The following is a 20,992-nucleotide window of genomic DNA, read 5'->3' on the forward strand; positions in this document are numbered from 1 at the left end:
TCTCTCCTCCTGCCGCTGGCAAGAGGTCCCTACCCAGGTCGCGAGAACCGCCAACCCCGGGGCCGTCTCCGGCCCCGGGGTTCCACGGCTGCGAGCTACAGGAGCGCCGAGACGGGGCGCACCTTCAGGCTGTCCAGCGCCATCGTGACGCGCGAGACCCAGTCCTTGCGGCCGTGCTCGTCCGACGTGCGGACACCCTTGACCACGAGCGTGTACGTGGTCTTGGTCTTCGTGTACTTGACCTTGCTCTTGACGGACTTGCTGAGCTTGGCCACCTTGACGGCCGTCTTCAGCTTGCTCGCCTCGGAGCGCTTGACCGTGATGCGAACGTCACGGTCGGCCTTGGAGACCGGCCGCACGGCGGCGCGCGGGGTCTCGGTCAGCTTGGCCTCCGCGATCGGGGCCGCGACGGCCTCGACCTGCTCCAGCGACGGCGCCGGCGCGGCCGACTCCGGGGACGGCGCTGCCGCCTGCGGAGCGGCCGACGGGCCGCCGATCGTGGCGCCCTTGGGGTACAGCGCCGCGTTGAGCACGAGGCGCTCGTCCTGCTCCTTCCACGAGCGGTAGAACGGGTTGAACCCGATCAGCACGCTGCGGCCGGAGCCGAACGGCACGTCCACGACGGCCGGACGCGCGGTCAGGATCGTCGCGTTGGACTCGTAGCCGTACTTCTCGTCCGGCGTGGCGCCGTAGGTCACGACCGACGTGCCGTTGCCGAGCGTGCCGGTGTCGAACACCGGGTTGCCCGTCGCGTCACGGTAGATCCAGCCGCCGAGGTCGAAGCCCCAGGCGACCGGGTTGGTCGAGTCGTACGTGCCGTCGAACGTCGAGCCCGGGGTCAGCAGACCCGTGGTGACGTTCGAGGCCACGGTGTTCAGCGTGGTGGCGCCGATCGTGCGCGCCGCGCTGACGCCGTTGGCGTTGTTGCCGACGTAGTTGCCGCCGCCGTTGATGAACGCCAGCAGGTTCGTGCCCAGCGTGGAGATCGACGTCACCGGCGGGGTGCCCGTGCTGGTCGTCGTCGGCATCGACAGGCCCGGGTTGATCAGGGCGGTGAAGCCCTGCGAGACGAGCTTGCCGTCGATGATGTCGGTCTGGGTGACCGGGATCAGCGTGGACAGCGGGATCTCGTTCTTGACCGCGAGGGAGTGCAGCGCCTCGCAGAAGCCCGTCGGGCCGGTCAGGGCGCAGTGCCCGGACGTGCCGTTGACGTTCGGACCCGAGATGAACAGCGGGTTCGACGGGATCGTCGTCGCGCCCGTGTAGAGGCCGATCTTCGGCTTCACGAGCTGCTTGCGGGCCACCGGGAAGCTCGACAGCCCCGTCACCGGGGTGTTGCGCTTCTGGGCCAGCGTGCTCAGGTTGACGCCCGACGCGGCCAGCGAAGCGCCGTCGACGAGCGCAGCGCCCGAGTAGAACTGCTTGCCGGCCGCGGTGAACCCGGAGGCGCCGCGGTAGACGTTGACGCCCTTGTCGAGCAGGTCGATCGCCAGCGACAGCCCGCGCGCCGAGTCGGTGTTGAACGCGTAGACCGCGTTCACGCCGGTCGGGACGGTGCCGAAGTTGGCGTCCGTCGGCAGCGCCGTCATCGTGATGCCCGGCGACAGCGGCTGCATCAGGAAGCCCGAGCCCGAGAGGCCGCGCTGGAGCGGGTAGCTCCAGGTCACGACGTCGTAGTAGTACTCGTACGGGATGAACGGGTTCTCGCCCAGGACGGCCTGGATCCAGTGCTTCATGCCCTGCGCCATCGGGATGTAGAACGTCCCGGCGGGGAGCGTCTGGCCGTTGACCGACTGCGGGAACCCGCCGGCGGTCGTGTTGCCGAACTCGTGGTAGCCGTTGACGGCGACCGGCGTGTCGAGCGTGAAGACCTTCACGCCCGTGCTCTGGAGGTGCTTGAGCAGCGCCGCCGTGTCAGCGGTGTGCTGGCCCGGCTTGAAGAAGTAGCCGCAGACCTTCGCGGACGCGGGCACTTCCTGCTTGATCGTGTCGTGCAGCGGGCTGACGAGCTTGTTCTCCTGCAGCGCGCAGGTCTCGCCCTGGTGCACGGCCTCGCCCCACTGGCGGACCCAGTCGGACAGCAGGCGGACCTTGTTCTCGGTCGTGACGTTGATCGTCGTGTCGATCGCGAGGTAGTGGTCGTAGACCTGTTTGCCGTAGACCTCGCTGTTGCCCTTCTCGTACGTCATGCCCGCGGCGCCCATGATCAGCGAGGGCACCGTGTCGCCGTACTCCGGCGTGAACATGTCGTAGGAGTTGTAGTTCTGGTACTGCGCGGACTGGTCGTTGAACGCCCGCTGCAGCGCCGGCCCGATCCCGTTCTGGATGAAGTCCAGCGAGAAGTTGGAGATCTCGTGGTGGACCGGGTCCTCGTTCGGCGGGAAGAAGTACCCGCTCGACTGCTGGTGCGCGTCGATGAAGAACAGACCGGGGTACTTGTTGATCTCCGGGAGCATCAACTTGTTCTCGATCTGGTTCTGCGTGCCGAAGTCACGGTTGTGATCGAAGGCGAACGCGGACGTGCGCTGGACGGCGTCGCGGCCGTCCGGGTTGCGGACGGGCTGGTAGAAGACGTCGAGGCTCTCCAGCCGCTTCTTGTTCTCGCAGTCCGTACGGGCCAGGAGCTCGTACATGGAGCGCGTGATCGACTCCGCGCCGGCGGCCTCGCCGCCGTGCGGGGTGGCCGTGACCCACGCGAACGCGGGCCGCTCGCCCGCGGCCTCGACGCCGACCTCGGTCGGGATGTCGCCCGCGCGGACCCCGCGCCAGAACTCGGCGTCGCCGCCCGGCGTGTCGAGGTCGGCGAGGTTGGCCGCCGTGCCCGCGACGTAGAACGAGAAGTCCCGGCCGAGATAGGACTTGCCGAGGTACTTCCGGATCAGCTTGGGCTGGCCCTCGGTGTTGTTCTTGGTCGCCTCGACCATCGCGTCCCAGTACTGGTTGAGCACGCGCGTGAGGTTGCGGCCGCGCGGCGTCGGAGCGCCGGAGCCGTTGGTCGGGGCGCCACCACCGGCGCCGGTCGTGCCCTGGCCGAGCGGGAGGACCGCGTCCGGGTCACCCTTGCCCGCCCAGTACTGATCCCAGGTGGGGATGGTGTTGTTGTAGCCCAGCGTCTGCGTGCACGGGGGCAGGGGGGCCTGCGCCTGTGCGACAGCGGGGGCGGCAGCGACCGCGGCGAGCGCGATCGCGGCTGCGGAGAGGCTCTTACGCAGGGACATCACGAGAACCTCCGGCTCTTGCCGACGGCATTGAGCACGTTGTTGCCGCCGAACTTGACCTCGGCCGTGAACGACTGCTTCGCGGACTTGGACGTGACGGAGCGGGAGAACGTGCAGCCCTTCGACAGCTTGACCTCCTGGTTGAGAACGCTGCGGCCGGAGCTCTTGATCGTCAGCAGGACCTTGCCGGAGCAGGCCTGGGCCTTGGTGACGGCCGACGGGAAGCTGACCTTGCCGGTGAGCGTGCGCTTGAAGCCGCCCTTGACGGCCTTCTTGGAGACGCTGACCTTCAGCGCCGCGACGAAGCGCGACACGACCACGTTGCGGGTGAGCTCGGTGGTGGCGCCGGCGTTGTCGGTGACGACGATGCGCAGGGACTGGCCGCCGACGTCGGAGCCCTTCGGCGAGAAGGAGCACTCGAACGGCGCCTTGGTCACGACGCACAGCGTGCGCGAGCCGAGGATGACGGCGGCGGACTTGATGCCGGCCTCCGAGCTCGCCTGGAAGACGACCTTCGACTTACCGGCGATCGAACGCGGCCAGGAGACGAGCGCGGCCGTCGGGCCGGAGCCGTTCGTGGCCGTGTTCGGCTTGCTGGGGTCGTAGTCCTGGTCGACGTAGCCGCCGACCGTGACGTTCTGCGACGGGCCGGGCGGGCCCGGCGGAGTGGCCGTCGGCGTCGCCGTGACCGTCGGGGTGGCGGTCGGGGTCGGCTCCGGGCCGGCGCCGCACGTGACCGTGACGGGCGCCGTGGCGGACTTGGTCTGGCCGAGCGAGTCGGTCGCGACCGCGCTGTAGGTCTTGACGCTGTTGCAGGCGGCGTCGGCCGGGATGGTGACGGTCTGCGCGTACGGCGGAAGCGTGGTCGTGCCGAGCGTCGTCAGGCCCTCGGCGAAGCGCACGCGCTTGATGCCGAAGTCGTCGGAAGCGGCGGCGCTGAGCGTGATCGTGGCACCGCGGGCGGCGCTCGCCGGACCGGCCAGGGAGATGGCCGGAGCGGCGTCGTCGACCGGGATCGGCGCGGTCAGGACCGGCAGCTGGCCGTTGGTCGGGTCAGACTGCGGGCCGCTGCGGTACGGGAAGAAGTCGACCGCGTTCGAGGTCTGGTCGGTCGAGCCCGTGGCGTTGGCCGTGGTCACGCCGTTGACCGGGTTCTCCGGCGTCTGCGGGTTCGTCGTCGGCGAGATCGCCGGGCCCGGGTTCGTCGTGGAGTTGAAGCGCAGACCCCACCAGTTGCCCTCGGCGATCAGCAGGTTGCCGTAGCCGGGCTGCGGGTTGCCGGTGATGACCGGGATCGGGAAGCCCGCGTTGGCCGTCGTGCCGTCCGCCTGGACGTTGATCGCGCCGTAGGCGTTGTCGACGATGTTGCTGCGGTCGATGCGCGAGTACACGACGAGGCCGGTCGCGCCCGCGTACGTCGTCATCTTCGCGCCCGCGTAGCGGACGCCCGCGCCGAGCGAGAGGTTCTCGTTGTTGGTCGCGGAGTTGCGCGCCGGGGCGCCCGTGCCGTTGACCAGGTTCTGCGAGATCAGCGAGCTGTCGACCGTGGCGTAGGAGCCGTTGGTGACGCGCAGGCCGTCCTGGCCGAACAGCGGGCCGGTGGTGAGCAAGCCGACGCTGGCGCAGTTGCCCGTGCCGGCGTAGTTGACGCACTGCGTGCGGCCGACGATCTGGCTGGCGGTGATGACGCCCCAGTTGACCGTGCCGGACGGGACGAACGGCGCCGCGTCGTTCTGCGAGCCGTCGATCAGGATGCCGATCTTGTTGTACTTGTCGACGCGCGTGCGGTCGATGATCAGCTTGCGCGCGCCGTCCACGGGGGCGAGCAGCGCGTTGGAAGTCTGGACGATGCCGATGCCGGGCTGCGTGCCGCGGTAACCACCGACACGGGTGTAGGCGTTGTCGCCCTCGGAGGTGACGACGTTCGTCACGCGCGAGCGGACGACCGAGCCCTTGGCGTCGAGGAACAGGATGCCCGCCTCGACCGCGATCTCACGGCCCTGCGGGTCGTAGCCGTCGACCGTGAGGCCCGAGATGTTGACCGTGAGCGGCTGCGTCGGCGTGCCGACGATGGCCACGATGTCGCCGACACCGTTGCGGATGTCGGGCGTGCCCGGCTCGATGATGCTGCCGCGAACCAGCGGGTTCGCCTTCGGCGAGATGGAGACCAGATCGGCGCCCGCGCCCTTCAGCGTCAGGCTCTTCGTGATGGTCAGCGCGTTCGTGCCGGGGGCGCCGTTGCCCTCGGCATAGTCGCCCGCGCAGATGGTGATCGTGTCACCGGACGCGGCGGCGTCGACTGCGGCCTGGACCGACGTGAAGGTGGCTGCGGGGCAGTCCGCCTTGTCGTCGTCGACCGTCAGTGTCGCTGCGTAGGCGCTCGGCGCCGTACACAGGACCCCCGCGCATGCAAGCGCGGGGAGCAACCTAAACCTCAAGAACAACCCCCTCTTCAGAGCACGCGCTCCTCAGGCGCGTACTTTCAAGGGCTGATGATCGCTTATCCGGAGTAGGTCAGTGGGATTTTTGCGTTGAGTCGGCTCAACACCTAGTACGCCGTTGTACGGGCGCGATGACGCGGGTGCGCCTTGTACTCCGATCCGGCACCCCGGAGCCAGAGCACGTTGTCGACGGCGGTCGCCGTCGTGGCCCCGTGCGCTTGCACGAGGAGCTCGACCGCGTGGAGCGCGACCGCGCGGATCTCGACCTCCTCGGGCGAGTCGTGCTCGATCAGCTCGCCGTCGTCGATGCGGGCGACCAGCTGCTCGTCGAAGCGCAGCACGCCGTCGATCCGGAGCACGTGCGGGACGAGGTTGTCGGCGAACAGCGTCAGCTCGTCCAGGCCCTTGGGGTCCGTGAGGCCGGAGAGCGCGAGGTCGGCGGCGGCGATCTGGGCGCGCTTGAAGAACGGGATCGCGGCGCCGTGGTAGGGCGAGATGTCGTACCAGGTGGGCCACGTGGCGAGCTCCGCGGCGACGTCCGTGGCGTTGCCCGAGCGGGCGAAGGTGGCGAACGACGGGCCGACCCGCTTGCCGAGGTCACGCAGGTGGCGCTCGAACAGCGCCATCAGCGGGTGGTCGGGGTCCTGCCCGAAGGTCGCCGCGAGCTCCTTGCGGGTGACGACCTTGAGCTCGTTGGCGGTCCACGGGCCGTGTCGGCGCAGACCCGCCTCGATCGTGCGGAACCCGGACAGCCCGGGCGGCTTGTTGAGCGTCGGGAACCAGCCGCTGCCGAAATTGATCGCGTTGAGCTGGAGGCTGAACGCGGCGCGGGTCTCGTCGTCGGCACCGGCCAGGTCGGGCGCGGGCGGAGACTCGGCGGGCAGCGCACGGGCGTAGGCCTCGATCGCGTCCTCGTCGATGCGGACGCGGGTCGCCTTCCGGGCGACCCGCGCCGCTTTCTCTTTGATCTCGTCGGTCAGCGCCATCCGCGGCCGACCCTACTTCCTCACCCGCGCGGTCGGTGCACGAGCCGGTCGACGTTCCCGCGCGCGTCGCGCCGGCACTCGAGCTCGTGCGTCATCCGCACCGGCACGCCGGCGACGCTCAGCCGCGACTCGAGCGAGAACGGGTCGGCGTCCATCCGCACGCTGGCGGGCAGGCTGACGCACGCCCGCGGCGGACGCAGCGAGGCCGCCCTGATGTCGAGCGTCACGCGCGCGCGGCCGTGCGAGCGCAGCACGGTCACGCGCGTGCCAGCGGGCGTCGTGGCCACGTAGCGCCCGCCTCCGACCCAGCGCAGCCGTGCCGTGCGGGTGGTCGCCTTCCCGCGCGGGTGCGTCAGCTCGCCGTGCCCGCCGCGCTCGAACAGCCGCCGGTCGAGCCTGATCTCGGCGCCGGCGAGGCGCGTGCCGGGCGGGAGCGCGACGTCGGTGCGCACCCGGGCACGCCCGCGCTTGCCGAGCCTGATCGGCGCCGGCGGGCCGAGCTTGGACGCGCGGACCAGCGTGTCGTCGAACGGCTTCGGGGAGCCGACCTTGTTCGGGAAGCCCCAGCCGTTGACGGCGATCGTCGCCTGCGGGTCGACCTCGACCGAGCACCCGTACGTCCACTTCGTCTTGGCCTGCCCGGGCACGTAGTCGCAGCTGCCCGCCTTGCCGAGGCTCTCGTTGGTGGCCCACACGCGGTTGACGATGTCGGAGGGCGGCGTCGTCCACGTGCAGGTGTAGGTGTCTGAGAAGAACCCGATCGTGACCCCGCACGGGATGCCCTTGTTCTCGCCGTTGTAGGTCTCGGCGATCGCCTGAAAGCTCGTCCCGTTGGCCACGACCGCCGGGCCCGACGGCACCGTGCAGTTCAAGACCGAGTTCGGCGGGTCGCTCCAGCCCTGGTTCTTGCAGTTGGTGATGTCGTAGCGCATGTACAGCGTCGGCAGCAGGTTCTGGTACACCCAGGTGGCGAAGCCCTGCTCGGCGGCGCTCTCCATGCCGACGGTGTCGAGGGTCCAGGTCCCGTTGCGGCGCAGGTCGCCGACCACCTGGAGCAGGCCGGTGTCGGACCGGATCGCCTGGCTCTGGTCCTCGATCGCCTTGGTGGTCTCGTCCGCCATCGTCGCGAACTTGTCCGCGAGGCCGGCGTACGTCGTGTTGAACGCGCTGCCGCCGGCGGTGTCCGAGGCGGCCGGGATCGCGGACGCGATGTAACTCGCCACCGCGAGCCCCGCGCCCACCTCCGGCTGGACGAGGCCGGCGATCGACCCGGCGATGCCGAAGATCAGGCTCCACAGCTGCTGCGGGCTGAACTCGGCGGTCGCACTCGAGCCGGCCTGCAGGCCGAGGTTGGCGCCGATCGCGGGCAGCGCCGCGCCGTCGGCGATCAGCATGTTGGTCTGCATCGTCTTCAGGTCGCCGATGAACCCCAGCACCTTGCTCGCGTCGTCGGTCTCGCCGAGCAGCTCGTTGACCACCGCTGTCCAGTCGTCGGCGGAGACGCCGTCGGGTGGGGTGCAGGTCGAGTAGGTCACCGGGCTGGTCGGGAGCGCGTTCTTCGCGTCGCACTTGCCGTACGTGACGAGGTCGCTCGCGAGGCCGGTGAGATCCGCCGGCGGCTCCTCCTGCGACCAGTAGTCGCGGACCGCGCTGTTCTTGGGGATCGTGTGTCCGGACATGGCGGTGTTGAGCGCCGCGTAGGCCGTCGCCTGCCCGTCCTGGAAGTCCAGCTCGCCGGTGTCGTAGTAGCGCCCCCAACCGCCGGTCCCGTTCCGGTTGTAGAACCAGGTGCGGATGCCGTTGGGGCCGCGGCCGACGACGTCGTCGCGGCCGTCGCCGTCCACGTCGCCCAGCTGGAGCGTCGAGTAGTACGCGGGGTCCGTCGACCAGGGGGCGCCGAGCTGCAGCGTGGTCTTGTCCTCCAGCGCGCTCCACGTGGCGGTGCCAGGGTCGTACGTCCACGCCATCAGGCCGTTGCCCTCCAGCGCGAGTACCTCGTCCTTGAAGTCGCCGGTGACGTCACCCACGCGGATCGACCCCCAGATCGAGGCGGGCATGTTCGGGCCACCCGTGAGCTCGCCGAGCGTCGTGCCGCTCACCATCGGCCCATCGCTCTCGTCCGGGTTCGGGAACCAGACGCGCATCCCGTCCGCGGCGCGCATCAGCAGCTCCTGATAGCCGTCGCCGTTGATGTCCCCCGTGCGCAGGGTCTCGTAGTAGGAAGGGCTGGAGCCGGCGCAGTCGCCGGCCCCGGGGCCGGAGTAGCCGTTGGCGGCGGAGAACGGGCAATCGGCGGTGCCGGGCGTGTCGGCGAAGACGTTGCCGAGCGTGTCCGCGTCGAGCACGTAGTCGCTGTCGTCTCCGACCCGGATGTTCGCCTCGGCGAACCCGGCCGCGGTCCGGCCGTAGAGGCTCGCGATCGTGTACTCGTCGAAGTAGCCGAGCCCGAAGTCCAGATAGCACGACGGCTGGCTGCAGGCCTGGTCGTCGAAGGCGAGGATGGAGCTCGGCTGGTCGAGGCTCACCGGCGTCCAGCCGCCGTTGGCGAACGTGTACATGGCGATCGTCGGCGCGCCGGGCGTGCTGCGCTGGCGTGCGGTCAGCACGGGCGGGTCGAGCTTCTGGTAGCTGCCGACCTTGATCGTCGAGTACATGGAGGCGGCGCCGTAGCCCTCGGCATCGCTGAACGGGCCCTTGTACCCGACCCGCGTCCAGGTGCCGCCGTCGATCGCGTTGCCACCCGCCGGCGGCGTGTACTTGTACACGCGCATCCCGTCCCAGAAGCGGGCGATGATCTCATCCCGGTAGTCGCCGTCGACGTCGACCAGCTGGATCGTCGAGGCGTACTGGGGCAGAGCGGGGTTCTGCGCCGTGCTCGCCTTCCCCGGCGGCGGCGTCGCGAAGTCGGTGAGTGCCTGGCGGTTGCCCTCGGCGTCGGCCTGCGGGCGCCACTGACCCGTGTCCGTGTCGAACCAGAAGATCTCGATGCCGTCGTCGGCGCGCGCGATCAGCTCCTGGCGGATGTCGCCGTTGACGTCGCCGAGCTGGATCGTCCCGTAGTGCGAGGGGTCGTCCCAGCCCGCGGTGTCCGTCCAGCTCGGGATCACGAAGTCCGGGCCACAGGCTCCCGTGTAGCTGTCGTCGCCGCTGCACGCGGCGGCCAGCGCGTCTCCCGGCCCGAGCACGCAGCCCACCACCACGAGTGAGCCCACCAATCGTCCTGCTAGTGACACCGCTGCTCCTCTGAATCGTCTGAAGGGGAGCCGATTGGACTCGGAGCGAGGGGCGCGAGCAACGCGTTTCGCGCCGTTCACCCCGGACGATTCGGGCCTGGGCGCGCGGTCACCCCGGGGTGACCGGAGCCGTCCTCGACGACCGCTAGCGTCCTAAGGGCCATAACTATGCCCGCCGACGCCGTCATCGACGATCTCCTAGAAGGCCTCAACCCGCCGCAGCGCGACGCTGTCACGCACGGCGAGGGGCCGATGCTCATCCTCGCCGGAGCGGGGTCGGGCAAGACCCGCGTGATCACGCACCGGATCGCCTACCTGTTGCGCACCGGCCAGGCGCGCCCGTCCGAGATCCTCGCGATCACGTTCACCAACAAGGCCGCGGCCGAGATGCGCGAGCGGGTCGAGCTGCTCGTCGGTCGCGTCTCCCGGGCGATGTGGGTGATGACCTTCCACGCCGCGTGCGCCCGGATGTTGCGCGCGCACGCGGACAAGCTCGGCTTCACGCGCCAGTTCACGATCTACGACACCGCCGACCAGCGCCGGCTGATCAAGCACTGCCTGGACAACCGCGGCTACGACACCAAGCGCTACACGCCGCGTGCGCTGCAGTCGCAGATCAGCAACCTGAAGAACCAGCTCATCAGCCCGTTCGAGTACGGCGAGACGGTCGGCTCCCCGTTCGAGGAGATCGTCGCCGAGATCTACCACGACTACGGTCGCGAGCTCCTGCGCATGAACGCGATGGACTTCGACGACATGCTCGTCAACTCCGTCGAGCTGCTGCAGAAGCACCAGGACGTGCGCGACAACTACGCGCGCCAGTTCCGCTGGGTCATGGTCGACGAGTACCAGGACACCAACAAGGTCCAGTACCGCTGGCTGCAGCTGCTCACGGCCGAATCGCGCAACCTGGCGGTCGTCGGTGACGACGCGCAGTCGATCTACAGCTTCAGGTCGGCCGACATCCGGAACATCCTCGAGTTCGAGGAGGACTATCCGGACGCGCACGTGGTCAAGCTCGAGCAGAACTACCGCTCGACGCAGACCATCCTGGACGCCGCGAACGCGCTGATCGCCCACAACCGCGGCCAGATGCCCAAGCACCTGTGGACGGACCTGGGGGAGGGCGACCCCGTGCGCGTGCGGGAAATGGCCGACGAGCACTCGGAGGCGCGCTGGGTCACGGCCGAGATCCAGCGGCTCGTCGACGAGGGCGTCTCCAAGTCGGAGATCGCGGTCTTCTACCGGACGAACGCGCAGGCGCGTGTGCTGGACGAGATGCTCACCCGCGCCGGCGTGGGCTTCCAGGTGATCGGCGGGCCGAAGTTCTACGAGCGGGCCGAGGTCAAGGACGCGATCGCGTACCTGACGTTCCTCATCAACCCGCAGGACGCGACGGCCTTCACGCGGATCGCGAACTCGCCGCGGCGCGGAATCGGGCAGACGTCGCTGAGCCGCGTGCTGGCGTACGCGGCCAGCACGGGCGTGACCGTCTGGGAGGCGGCGGAGAGCGACGAGACCGGGCTCGCGAAGGCGGCCAGGAACGCGCTCGGGCGCTTCATGGAGTCGATGACCGAGCTGAAGGCGCGGGCCGACGAGAACCCGCCGGTCGCGCAGCTGCTGGACGCGGTGCTCCACCAGACCGGCTACCTGGATGCGCTGCACGCGGAGCGGACGATCGAGGCCCAGGGCCGGATCGAGAACCTCGAGTCGCTCCTGACCGCCGCTTCGCAGTACGACATGAACGCGGAGGACGGCGGCTCGCTCGACGAGTTCCTCCAGCAGACGTCGCTGTTCGCCGACTCGGACAACCTCCGGGACGACGAGGGCCTCGTGACGCTGATGACGATGCACAACGCCAAGGGCCTCGAGTTCCCGATCGTGTTCATGATCGGCATGGAGGACGGCACCTTCCCGCACTCGCGCTCGATCGAGGAGAGCAACCTCGAGGAGGAGCGGCGGCTCGCGTACGTGGGGCTGACGCGCGCGATGCGGCAGCTGACCTTGACGTATGCGCGGCGGCGGATGGGCTACGGCGGCGGCGCGAGCGCGACCATCAAGTCGCGCTTCCTGGACGAGCTGCCGCGGGAGCTGACCGACCAGCCGGCGCGGATCTCGCGCGGCTTCCCGGGCGCGGGCCAGGTCGCGTCGTGGTCGCAGGCTGCGGCGGCGTCCGCCGAGTACGCGGGCGGCGACACGAACGACGCGCAGCTGTTCCGGGTCGGCGACGATGTCGTGCACGCCCAGCTGGGCGACGGCGTCGTGACCGGGCTGCAGCCCGGCGGGATCGTGGTCGTCCGGTTCGCGGGTGAAGGGCGCGATCGGTCACTCATGGCCGACGTCGCGCCCATTCGGAAACGCTGACCTGGCCCGTGGGGTTAGCCGCCTCGTGAGGCGGCGGCCCGGCTCCTAGAGTCGACGGCGTCCATGCGTGCCCTGCTGCTTCTCGCCTCCGCCGTCGTCCTCGTCGACACCTCGTTCTACGCGGCCATCACCCCGCTGCTGCCCGACCTCACGGAGGAGTTCGGGCTGAGCAAGTCCGGCGCCGGCCTGCTCGCCGCCGCGTACCCGATCGGGACGTTCGTCGGCGGCCTGCCGGGCGGCTACATGGCGGCCCGGGTGGGCGTGAAGCCGACCGTGCTGGCCGGCCTGATGCTGATGACGCTCGCGAGCGTCGGGTTCGCGTTCGCGCACACGGTCGTGCTGCTCGACATCGCCCGGTTCGTGCAGGGCGTCGGCGGCGCGGCGTCGTGGGCGGGCGCGATGGCGTGGATCGCGGGCGCGGCCCCGAAGGAGCAGCGCGGCCAGATGATCGGCACCGCGATGGGCGCGGCGATCGCGGGCGCGCTGTTCGGCCCCGTGATCGGCGTGCTCGCCGACCTGACCAGCTACGAGCTCGTGTTCTGCACGGTCGGCGCGATCGGCGTCGGCCTGATGATCTGGACGTTCGCCACGCCGGCCGCGAAGCCACTCGGCGACGGGTCGCTGCGCGGCCTGCTCGGGAGCCTGAGCAACGGGAGCGTCCGCACCGGCCTGCTGCTGGTGACGGTCCCCGGCCTGCTGTTCGGCACGCTGTCCGTCCTCGGCCCGCTGCGGATGGACGACCTCGGCGCCACGGCCGCCGCGATCGGGCTGGTGTGGCTGATCGCCGCCGGCCTGGAGGCGATCGTGAGCCCGCTCGCGGGCCGGTTCAGCGACCGTCGCGGCCGGCTCGCGCCGCTGCTCGCCGGCCTGGTGGGCGGCGCCATCACGTTCGCGATCCTGCCCTGGCCGAACACCGCGGTGCTGCTCGGGATCGCGATCGTGCTCGGCTCGCCGGTGATCGGTCTGCTGTGGGCGCCCGCGATGGCGATGCTGTCCGACGGTGCCGACGAGGTCGGCCTCGAGCAGGGCCTCGCGTTCGGGCTGATGAACCTCACCTGGGCGACAGGCCAGGCGATGGGCGACATCGGCGGCTCCCGCCTCGGCGAGGTCGCGGGCGACGAGGTCGCCTACCTCGTCCTGTCGGCGGTGTGCGTGGCGGCGTTCGCGATCCTGCGCACGTCGGGCCTGCGCCGGCCCGCCACGGCCTAGCGCCCGACGGCGTAGCCCTGCATGCCGCGCGGGTTCGCGGCGGCGCGCAGGAGCCCGTCCGGGCCGCGCGAGATGGCGCTCAACCGTCCCTGCGACCAGTCATCCGTCACGTCGACCTCGTGGCCGCGCGCCCGCAGCGCCGCGAGGGTCTCCGCCGGCAACCGGCCCTCGGCCGTGACCGCGCGCAGCGCCACCTCGCGCGGGTGGAACGAGCTCGGGAAATGGTCGGTGTGGAACATCGGCGCGTCGATCGCCGCCTGCAGCGGGAGGCCGAAGACCGCGTGGGCGAGGAAGAACTCGAGCTGCCACTGGTCCTGCTGGTCGCCGCCGGGCGTCCCGAAGGAGAGCACGGTGCCGTCGTCGTGGACGGCCATGCTCGGCGACAGCGTGGTGCGCGGCCGCACGCCCGGCTTCAGTGACGAGGCCAGCCCTTCCTCGAGCCAGAACATCTGTGCGCGCGTGCCCAGCGGGAAGCCGAGGCCGTCGATCGCGGGGGAGGACTGGAGCCAGCCGCCGCTCGGCGTCGCGCTCACCAGGTTGCCGAAGCGGTCCGCGACGTCCAGGTGGCAGGTGTCGCCGCGCGTCGGCTCCGCGTCGCCGATCGCGCCGGCCCGCACGGACGGGTAGCGCGGCGACGGCCCGCCGGGCCGCAGCTCGCCCGAGGCCTCGCCGCCGATCAACGAGCGGCGCTCATCCGCGTATTCCCGCGAGAGCAGCAGGTCGAGCGGCACCGGCGCGGAGTCGCCGTACCAGGCGTCCCGGTCCGCGAACGCGAGCTTCGCCCCCTCGATCACGGTGTGGACGTGGCGGGAGCCGAGGAACGGACCGAGCTCGACGCCGTCGAGGAGCGCGAGCTGCTCCAGCAGCACCGGTCCTTGGCCCCACGGCCCGGTCTTGAACACGGTCCAGTCGCCGAACCGCAGCGACACCGGCTCCTCCACCACCGCGCGGTAGGCCGCCAGATCGTCGGCGGTAAGGAAACCGGCGGCGAGCGACGGCGCGACCCAGCCGCGGTACCAGGCGTCCCGCGCAGCGTCGATCCGCGCCTCCCGTGACGTGCCGGGCGAGGCCGCCAGCCGCGTGTAGAAGTCCGCGAGCATCGGGTTGCGCAACCGCCCGTCGCGCACGCGCCAGATCGCGGCCGACACGTCCCAGCTCGGGTCGATCCGCGCGATGGCGCCGACGATCCCGGGCGTGGCCGGGAACCCGTCCCGCGCGTACCCGATCGCGAACGCGAGCACGTCGGCGATTTCCCACGTCCCGAAGTCGCGCAGCAGCGTGCACCAGGCGTCGAACGCACCCGGCACGCACGCCGCGTACGGCCCGACGCCGGGCACCAGGTCGTAGCCCAGCGCGCGGTAAGCGGGGATCGTGGCGCCGGCCGGCGAAGGCCCCTGCCCGCAGATCACCCGCACGCGCGAGCCGTCCCACAGCAGCAGCGGCAGGTCGCCGCCCGGCCCGTTCATGTGCGGCTCCACGACCTGGAGCGCGAACCCGGCCGCAACGGCGGCGTCGAACGCGTTCCCGCCGCGCTCGAGCACGGCCATCCCCGCCGCCGACGCGAGCCAGTGCGTCGAGGCCACCATCCCGAAGGTACCGTTCAGCTCAGGCCGGGTCGTGAATCCCATGGACGCGAAACGCTAGCCTGCCGAGCCGGAATGACGCTCATCGACGGCAAGGCCATCGCCCAGGAAGTCCGCCACGAGATCCGCGCCGAAGTCGCGGAATGGGTCGCCGCGGGGCACGAAGCTCCCGGCCTGGCGACGGTCCTGGTCGGCGACGATCCCGCGTCCGCGGTGTACGTCGGCGGCAAGCAGAAGGCGTGCGCCGAGGTCGGCATGCGCGGGTTCGACCATCGCCTCGCGGCGGACACGAGCGAGGACGAGGTCAAGCGGCTGCTGCACCAGCTCAATGAGGACCCTGCCGTCAGCGGCATCCTGCTGCAGCTCCCGCCGCCGCCGCACATCGACGGCCCGAAGCTGACCGAGGAGATCGCGCCGGGCAAGGACGTGGACGGCCTCACGCCGATCTCGACCGGCCTGCTGCACAAGAACCTCCCGGGTCTGCGCCCGTGCACGCCGCTCGGCTGCATGGAGCTGCTCAAGCGCCACGACGTGGACCTGCAGGGCGCCGAGGCCGTCGTCGTGGGTCGAAGCGACCTCGTCGGCAAGCCGATCTCCGCGCTGCTGCTGCAGGCCAACGCGACCGTCACCACCGCGCACTCGCGCACGAAGGACCTCGCGGAGGTGTGCCGTCGCGCCGACGTGCTGGTCGCCGCCGTGGGTGTCACGCACCTGATCAAGGGCGACTGGGTCAAGGAGGGCGCCGTCGTCATCGACGTCGGCATGAACCGCCTGGACGGCAAGCTCACCGGCGACGTAGAGTTCGAGGCCGCCTCCGAGCGCGCGCGGCTGATCACGCCGGTGCCCGGTGGCGTGGGTCCGATGACGATCGCGATGCTGCTCCGGAACACGCTCCAGGCCGCCAAGGCGGCTGCGGCGGCCTGATGCGCAAAGCCGAGCCGATAGCCGGGCTCGGCGGCGCCGCGCTGCTCGTCGCGGCGATCCTGCACTGGGGCGAGGACATGGGGGCGGTCCAGGCCGTCGTCCTGATCGCCTTCGCGCTGCTGTTCCTGGCCGTGCCGATCGTCAGCGTCGCGACCTCCGGGCCGACGAAGGCGGTCGCCGCCGCGGTCCTGGCGAGCGCGTTCGGCTGGATCCCGCTGCTGATCACCGTGCTCCAGCTGCTGTTCGGCGACGGCGGCTGGGTGTCGCCGCTGGCCGCGCTCGTCGGCTGGGTCGGCTCGTGGCTGTCCCTGCGCGACGAGTCCACGCCCGGAGCGACCGTCCCCGAAGTGCCCCGGCGCACCGCGCCCCATGCCGGCTAGGGCGTTCACCGCGCTCGGCGGCCTCGTGCTGCTCGCCTCGCTCTTGATGCCCTGGTACGACGCCGGCTTCGTGGTCTCCGCCATCGGCCCCGACGGGACGAGCACCTACGGCGGCATCGTGTCGGCCTGGGAGGCATTCGCCGTCTTCGACGTGCTGCTGGCGACGCTCGCGATCGCGACCGTCCTGCTCGCCTTCCGCCGGCTCGCGGCACCCGCGACCGCGTTCGCCGCCCTCGCAACCGTGCTGATCGCGTTGAAGCTGGTCTGGCGCCCGGACGGCTGGGGTACGACCTACGGCGTGTGGATCGCCCTCGCCGCCTCGCTCGCCACCCTCGTCGCCGCGCGCGGGATCGGTGCGCGCACGTAGGGCGCTCATCGCGGTCGGCGCGCTCGCGGTCCTCGGGTCCCTGTGGCTCGTCTGGTACGGCCTCGCGCCGGACGTCGTGGCCCAGAGCGGTGAGAGCATCGAGCTGAGCCTCGAGGACGACGAGGCGTACACGGCGTGGCGCCTGTTCACGCTCGTCGACCTCGCGCTGGCGGCGCTGTCGGTCGCGCTGATCGTCGTCACGACCCGGCCCGCCGCGGTCTGGGCGTGGCGATTGCTCGCCACCGCGACGCTCGCGCTCGTCGCCTTCCGCATGGTCGAGCCGCCCGAGGGGCTCGAGCCCAGCTGGGGCGCGCTCCTCGCCCTCGCCGGCGGTTTGCTCGCCGCGATCCTCGCGTGGCTCCCGAGGTCCGATGCCACGCGTTGAGCGACTCGGCGGGCTGATCCTGCTCGTCTCGCTCTTCCTGCCGTGGTACGGCAACCACGCGGCCGTCGTCGGGACCGAGCAGGGCATCCACGTGCTGGTCAGCGGCTTCGGCACGGCCTGGGAGGCGTTCTCGGGGTTCGACATCGTCCTGGCGGTGCTCGCGGTCGCGGTCGTCCTCACACCGCGCGGCCGCGCGCTGGTGGGGCTCGCGGCGCTCGTGGTCGTCGCCCACCTCCTGCTCGACCGGCCGGAAGAGGGCTTCGCGCCGCCGGTCTACGGCGCCTGGATCGGGCTCGCGGGCGCGCTGCTCGCCGCCTGGCCGAGCACGCGCGACTGGCGTGTGCTCGCGGCCGGGGCGGGAGGCGTCGCCCTGCTCGTCTCGCTCTCCACCCGCTGGTACTTGGCGCCCTGGCCGAACGAGTCGGGGATCGAGTTTCCCCCGAGCGACTGGGACCGGTTCCTGATCGTCCCTCGGAGCGGGTGGGACGCGCTGCTGGTGGTCGACCTCGCCCTGGCCGCGCTGGCGCTGCTCGTGCTCGGCGTCGCGCTGACCCGTTCGGCCACGGTGCAGTCGGTCGCCCGCGCGGTCGGCTGGCTCGCGATCGTGCTCGTCGCGGCGCGGATCGTGTTCGAACCCGACGACACGAAGCTGGCCTACGGCGCATACGTGGCCCTGGCAGCGGCGGCACTGGCCTGGGCGGCCACCTGGGTACCGCAACGCGCCGCCGCCTAACATGCGCGGGAATGCTCAGCAGCGACCAGGTCCTCCATGTCGCCCGCCTTGCCCGCCTCGAGCTCACCCCCGAGGAGGTCGAGCGCTTCGGCGGCGAACTCTCCAAAGTCCTTGATCACATCGAGCTGATCGGTCAGCTCGATCTCGAAGACGTCCAGCCCACCTCGCACGTGATCGACGTCGAGAACGCGCTGCGCGCGGACGTGCCGCGTCCGTCGCTGCCCGTCGAGAAGGCGCTCGCAAGCGCCCCGGACGCCGCCGACGGCGGCTTCCGCGTTCCGAGCCCGGGCGCGTCATGATCGAGCTGACCGCCAAGCAGGCCGCCGACGCCATCCGGTCCGGCGAGCTCGACGCCGCCGAGTACTTCGAGTTCTACCGCCAGCGCGCGGCCAAGGACCCGTACAACTCCTACGTCTGGGTCGCGGACGAGACGCCGGCCGAGATCGACACGAGCAAGCCGTTCGCCGGCGTGCCGATCGCGATCAAGGACCTCTTCTGCACCGAGGGCATCCCGAGCCAGGCCGGCTCGAAGATCCTCGAGGACTACCGCCCGCCGTACAGCGCGACGTCGGTCAAGAAGCTCACGACGGAAGCCGGCAGCACGCTCCTGGGCAAGACGAACCAGGACGAGTTCGCGATGGGCTCCTCCACGGAGAACTCCGCCTACGGCCCGACGCTGAACCCGTGGGACACCACGCGCGTCCCGGGCGGCTCCTCCGGCGGCTCCGCGGCGGTCGTCGCGGGCGCCACGGCCCCGTGGTCGATCGGCACGGACACCGGCGGCTCGATCCGCCAGCCCGCTGCGCTGACCGGCATCGTCGGGCTGAAGCCCACGTACGGCGCGATCTCCCGCTACGGGATGATCGCCTTCGCGTCGAGCCTGGACCAGGCCGGCACGTTCACGCGCGACGTCACGGACACGGCGATGCTGTTGTCCGCGATGGTCGGCGCCGACCCGTGCGACCAGACGAGCCTCGGCCTGCCCGAGCCCGTCCGCCTCCCGACCGCCGACAGCCTCAAGGGCATCCGCCTCGGCGTGCCGGAGGAGCTCTCCGGCGAGGGCATCGAGGAGGGCGTGCTGAAGGCGTTCAACGAGACGCTGGAGCTGGCCAAGCAGCTCGGCGCGACCGTCGAGACCACGCACCTGCCGCACGCGCCGCACGGCCTCGCCGCGTACTACCTGATCGCTCCGGCCGAGTGCTCCTCGAACCTCGCCCGCTACGACGGCGTCCGGTTCGGCTTCCGCAAGCAGGCCGACACGCTCCTGGACATGTACAACCAGACGCGTGAGGCGGGCTTCGGCGCGGAGGTCAAGCGCCGGATCATGCTCGGCACCTACGCGCTGTCCTCGGGCTACTACGACGCCTACTACGGTCGCGCGCAGAAGGTCCGCACGCTGATCGCCCAGGACTTCAAGAACGCGTTCGGCGACTTCGACTTCATCGTCACGCCGACGGCGCCGGGTGTCGCGTTCGAGCTCAACTCGAAGACCTCCGACCCGCTCGCCATGTACCTGAACGACTTCTGCACCGTGCCGATGTCGCTCGCCGGCATCCCTGCGATCTCGATCCCGAACGGGCTCTCCGAAGGGCTGCCGGTCGGCTTCCAGATCGCCGGTCCCGCGTTCAGCGAGAACCGCATCCTCGACGCGGCGCTCGCCCTCGAGAAGGCCATCGGCTTCGACGGAAGCAAGGCGTACGCATGAGCACCGAATACGAACCCGTCATCGGGCTGGAGATCCACGTCCAGCTCAAGACCCGCACGAAGATGTTCTGCGGGTGCGAGCTGAGCTTCGGCGAGGAGCCCAACACGCGCACCTGCCCGGTCTGCCTCGGCCTGCCGGGCACGCTGCCGGTGACCAACGCCCAGGCCGTCCAGTACGGGATCATGATGGGCCTCGCGCTGGGCTGCGAGATCGCGCCGCGGTCGATCTTCCACCGCAAGAACTACTTCTATCCGGACCTCTCCAAGGGCTACCAGATCTCCCAGTACGACATCCCGCTGTGCCTGGGCGGCCAGCTGGGTGACGTGAAGATCCACCGGATCCACCTGGAGGAGGACGCGGCCAAGCTCGTGCACGTGGGCTCCTCCGGCCGGATCCACGGTTCCGAGGCGTCGGTCGTGGACTACAACCGCGGCGGCACGCCGCTCGCGGAGATCGTCACCGAGCCGGACATCTACAGCGCCGATCAGGCCCGCGACTGGCTGACCCTGCTGCGCGAGACGCTGCGCCAGCTCGGTGTCAGCGACGTGAACATGGAGGAGGGCTCGCTGCGCTGCGACGCCAACGTCTCCATCCGCCCGAAGGGCTCGAAGGCGCTCGGCACCAAGACCGAGCTCAAGAACATGAACTCGTTTCGGTTCGTGGCGCAGGGCATCAACGCGGAGATCGCGCGCCAGACGGCCCTGCTGGAGTCCGGCGAGCCGGTCACGCAGGAGACGCTGCACTTCGACCCCGTCAGCGGCCGCATCAGCTCGCTGCGCTCGAAGGAAGAGGCGCACGACTACCGCTACTTCCCGGAGCCCGACCTCGTCCCGATCGTCCCGACGCCGGAGATGATGGCGGCCGCCGAGGCCGCGATCCCGGAGCTGCCGGCCGAGCGCGAGGCCCGCTACGAGTCCGACTTCGGCCTCCCGAAGGACACCGCGCACCTGTTCGCCTACGAGCCCACCTGGGGCACGTACTTCGAGCGCGTCGCGGTCGAGGGCGACCGTGACGCCAAGGCGGCCGGGATCTGGGTCACCGAGCTGCGCACGCGCCTCGGTGCCGACGCGGACCCGCACAAGTCGGCGGTCGTCCCGGCCCAGCTGGCGGCGCTGGCGGCCCTCGCGGCCGCCAAGAAGGTCACGGCGGCCGCGGCCCGCACGGTCCTCGACAAGATGGTCGAGACCGGCGATCACCCCGCCGAGATCGCCGAGGCCGAGGGCCTGACCGCGATGGAGGACTCCGGCGAGCTCTCCCAGATCGTGGCCAAGGTCATCTCCGAGAACCAGGATGTCGTCGAGCGCATCCGTGGCGGCAACGCCAAGGCGATGGGCGCGCTGGTCGGCCCGATCATGCGCGAGACCAAGGGCCGCGCGGACGGCGGCGAGGTCAACCGCCTCCTACGCGAGCAGCTCGGCGTCTGACGACGCTCGCCTGGCGGCTCGCGTCGTTGGGACTATCGCC

15 protein-coding genes are annotated in these 20,992 nt (G+C 70.8%); 10 read left to right on the top strand and 5 right to left on the bottom strand.

Annotation, left to right across the window (positions count from 1 at the left end; translation table 11 throughout):
- Window positions 1–95: 95 nt before the first annotated feature.
- From OJ997_RS11510 to OJ997_RS11525, 4 genes are all read right to left on the bottom strand, one after another.
- Entirely contained in the window at window positions 96–3,218 is a 3,123-nt protein-coding gene (locus tag OJ997_RS11510) for a M14 family zinc carboxypeptidase (RefSeq protein WP_270025240.1), read from the bottom strand.
- The gene (locus OJ997_RS11515) at window positions 3,218–5,644 is read right to left on the bottom strand and encodes an Ig-like domain-containing protein (protein WP_270025241.1); all 2,427 of its coding nucleotides are present in this window, start codon (window positions 5,642–5,644) and stop codon (window positions 3,218–3,220) included. Before OJ997_RS11515 ends, OJ997_RS11510 begins: the two co-directional genes overlap by 1 nt.
- 122 nt (window positions 5,645–5,766) lie before the next feature.
- Window positions 5,767–6,645, bottom strand: coding sequence for a queuosine salvage family protein (locus OJ997_RS11520; RefSeq protein ID WP_270025242.1), 879 nt, complete (start codon window positions 6,643–6,645; stop codon window positions 5,767–5,769).
- Window positions 6,646–6,665: 20 nt separating this feature from the next.
- On the bottom strand, window positions 6,666–9,857 hold the full coding sequence (locus OJ997_RS11525) for a hypothetical protein (RefSeq protein ID WP_270025243.1): 3,192 nt from the start codon (window positions 9,855–9,857) through the stop codon (window positions 6,666–6,668).
- 189 nt (window positions 9,858–10,046) lie between these two features.
- Here OJ997_RS11525 and OJ997_RS11530 point away from each other — a divergent pair, with 189 nt between their 5' ends.
- On the top strand, window positions 10,047–12,242 hold the full coding sequence (locus OJ997_RS11530; RefSeq protein ID WP_270025244.1) for an ATP-dependent helicase: 2,196 nt from the start codon (window positions 10,047–10,049) through the stop codon (window positions 12,240–12,242).
- Between the two features lie 63 nt (window positions 12,243–12,305).
- The gene (locus OJ997_RS11535) at window positions 12,306–13,451 is read left to right on the top strand and encodes an MFS transporter (protein WP_270025245.1); all 1,146 of its coding nucleotides are present in this window, start codon (window positions 12,306–12,308) and stop codon (window positions 13,449–13,451) included.
- Here OJ997_RS11535 and OJ997_RS11540 read toward each other — a convergent pair.
- Window positions 13,448–15,079 carry a gamma-glutamyltransferase family protein gene (locus OJ997_RS11540; RefSeq protein ID WP_270025246.1) on the bottom strand — a complete coding sequence of 544 codons (1,632 nt, stop codon included), beginning with the start codon at window positions 15,077–15,079 and terminating at the stop codon, window positions 13,448–13,450. The genes OJ997_RS11535 and OJ997_RS11540 overlap by 4 nt on opposite strands.
- A gap of 30 nt (window positions 15,080–15,109) precedes the next feature.
- On the opposite strand from OJ997_RS11540, the gene folD reads away from it, so the two are divergent.
- Genes folD through gatB form a run of 8 tightly spaced genes read left to right on the top strand, consistent with a single transcriptional unit; the run spans window position 15,110 to window position 20,952 of the window.
- Window positions 15,110–15,958 carry a bifunctional methylenetetrahydrofolate dehydrogenase/methenyltetrahydrofolate cyclohydrolase FolD gene (folD, locus tag OJ997_RS11545; RefSeq protein ID WP_270025247.1) on the top strand — a complete coding sequence of 283 codons (849 nt, stop codon included), beginning with the start codon at window positions 15,110–15,112 and terminating at the stop codon, window positions 15,956–15,958.
- Window positions 15,958–16,338, top strand: coding sequence for a hypothetical protein (locus OJ997_RS11550; RefSeq protein WP_270025248.1), 381 nt, complete (start codon window positions 15,958–15,960; stop codon window positions 16,336–16,338). The genes folD and OJ997_RS11550 overlap by 1 nt, the downstream gene beginning before the upstream one ends.
- Entirely contained in the window at window positions 16,328–16,705 is a 378-nt protein-coding gene (locus OJ997_RS11555) for a hypothetical protein (protein ID WP_270025249.1), read from the top strand. The genes OJ997_RS11550 and OJ997_RS11555 overlap by 11 nt, the downstream gene beginning before the upstream one ends.
- Window positions 16,692–17,090, top strand: coding sequence for a hypothetical protein (locus tag OJ997_RS11560; protein ID WP_270025250.1), 399 nt, complete (start codon window positions 16,692–16,694; stop codon window positions 17,088–17,090). The genes OJ997_RS11555 and OJ997_RS11560 overlap by 14 nt, the downstream gene beginning before the upstream one ends.
- Window positions 17,077–17,823 (top strand): hypothetical protein, encoded by a 747-nt coding sequence (locus OJ997_RS11565; RefSeq protein ID WP_270025251.1) that lies wholly within the window; start codon window positions 17,077–17,079, stop codon window positions 17,821–17,823. The genes OJ997_RS11560 and OJ997_RS11565 overlap by 14 nt, the downstream gene beginning before the upstream one ends.
- Window positions 17,824–17,834: 11 nt before the next feature.
- Complete coding sequence (gene gatC / locus OJ997_RS11570) at window positions 17,835–18,122, top strand: Asp-tRNA(Asn)/Glu-tRNA(Gln) amidotransferase subunit GatC (RefSeq protein WP_270025252.1); 288 nt, start codon at window positions 17,835–17,837, stop codon at window positions 18,120–18,122.
- Window positions 18,119–19,528 carry an Asp-tRNA(Asn)/Glu-tRNA(Gln) amidotransferase subunit GatA gene (gene gatA / locus OJ997_RS11575; protein WP_270025253.1) on the top strand — a complete coding sequence of 470 codons (1,410 nt, stop codon included), beginning with the start codon at window positions 18,119–18,121 and terminating at the stop codon, window positions 19,526–19,528. Before gatC ends, gatA begins: the two co-directional genes overlap by 4 nt.
- Window positions 19,525–20,952, top strand: coding sequence for an Asp-tRNA(Asn)/Glu-tRNA(Gln) amidotransferase subunit GatB (gene gatB / locus OJ997_RS11580; RefSeq protein ID WP_270025254.1), 1,428 nt, complete (start codon window positions 19,525–19,527; stop codon window positions 20,950–20,952). Before gatA ends, gatB begins: the two co-directional genes overlap by 4 nt.
- The last annotated feature ends 40 nt before the right edge of the window (window positions 20,953–20,992 follow it).

Source organism: Solirubrobacter phytolaccae, assembly GCF_027587195.1.
In the GTDB taxonomy this organism is placed as follows: domain Bacteria; phylum Actinomycetota; class Thermoleophilia; order Solirubrobacterales; family Solirubrobacteraceae; genus Solirubrobacter; species Solirubrobacter phytolaccae.

Excerpts from the sequence above, each read along its gene's own strand:
- OJ997_RS11510 (WP_270025240.1), bottom strand. The coding sequence starts at position 3,218 with ATGTCCCTGCGTAAGAGCCTCTCCGCAGCCGCGATCGCGCTCGCCGCG.
- OJ997_RS11520 (WP_270025242.1), bottom strand. The coding sequence starts at position 6,645 with ATGGCGCTGACCGACGAGATCAAAGAGAAAGCGGCGCGGGTCGCCCGG.
- OJ997_RS11530 (WP_270025244.1), top strand. The coding sequence starts at position 10,047 with ATGCCCGCCGACGCCGTCATCGACGATCTCCTAGAAGGCCTCAACCCG.
- OJ997_RS11535 (WP_270025245.1), top strand. The coding sequence starts at position 12,306 with ATGCGTGCCCTGCTGCTTCTCGCCTCCGCCGTCGTCCTCGTCGACACC.
- OJ997_RS11540 (WP_270025246.1), bottom strand. The coding sequence starts at position 15,079 with ATGGGATTCACGACCCGGCCTGAGCTGAACGGTACCTTCGGGATGGTG.
- folD (WP_270025247.1), top strand. The coding sequence starts at position 15,110 with ATGACGCTCATCGACGGCAAGGCCATCGCCCAGGAAGTCCGCCACGAG.
- OJ997_RS11550 (WP_270025248.1), top strand. The coding sequence starts at position 15,958 with ATGCGCAAAGCCGAGCCGATAGCCGGGCTCGGCGGCGCCGCGCTGCTC.
- OJ997_RS11555 (WP_270025249.1), top strand. The coding sequence starts at position 16,328 with ATGCCGGCTAGGGCGTTCACCGCGCTCGGCGGCCTCGTGCTGCTCGCC.
- OJ997_RS11565 (WP_270025251.1), top strand. The coding sequence starts at position 17,077 with ATGCCACGCGTTGAGCGACTCGGCGGGCTGATCCTGCTCGTCTCGCTC.
- gatC (WP_270025252.1), top strand. The coding sequence starts at position 17,835 with ATGCTCAGCAGCGACCAGGTCCTCCATGTCGCCCGCCTTGCCCGCCTC.
- gatA (WP_270025253.1), top strand. The coding sequence starts at position 18,119 with ATGATCGAGCTGACCGCCAAGCAGGCCGCCGACGCCATCCGGTCCGGC.
- gatB (WP_270025254.1), top strand. The coding sequence starts at position 19,525 with ATGAGCACCGAATACGAACCCGTCATCGGGCTGGAGATCCACGTCCAG.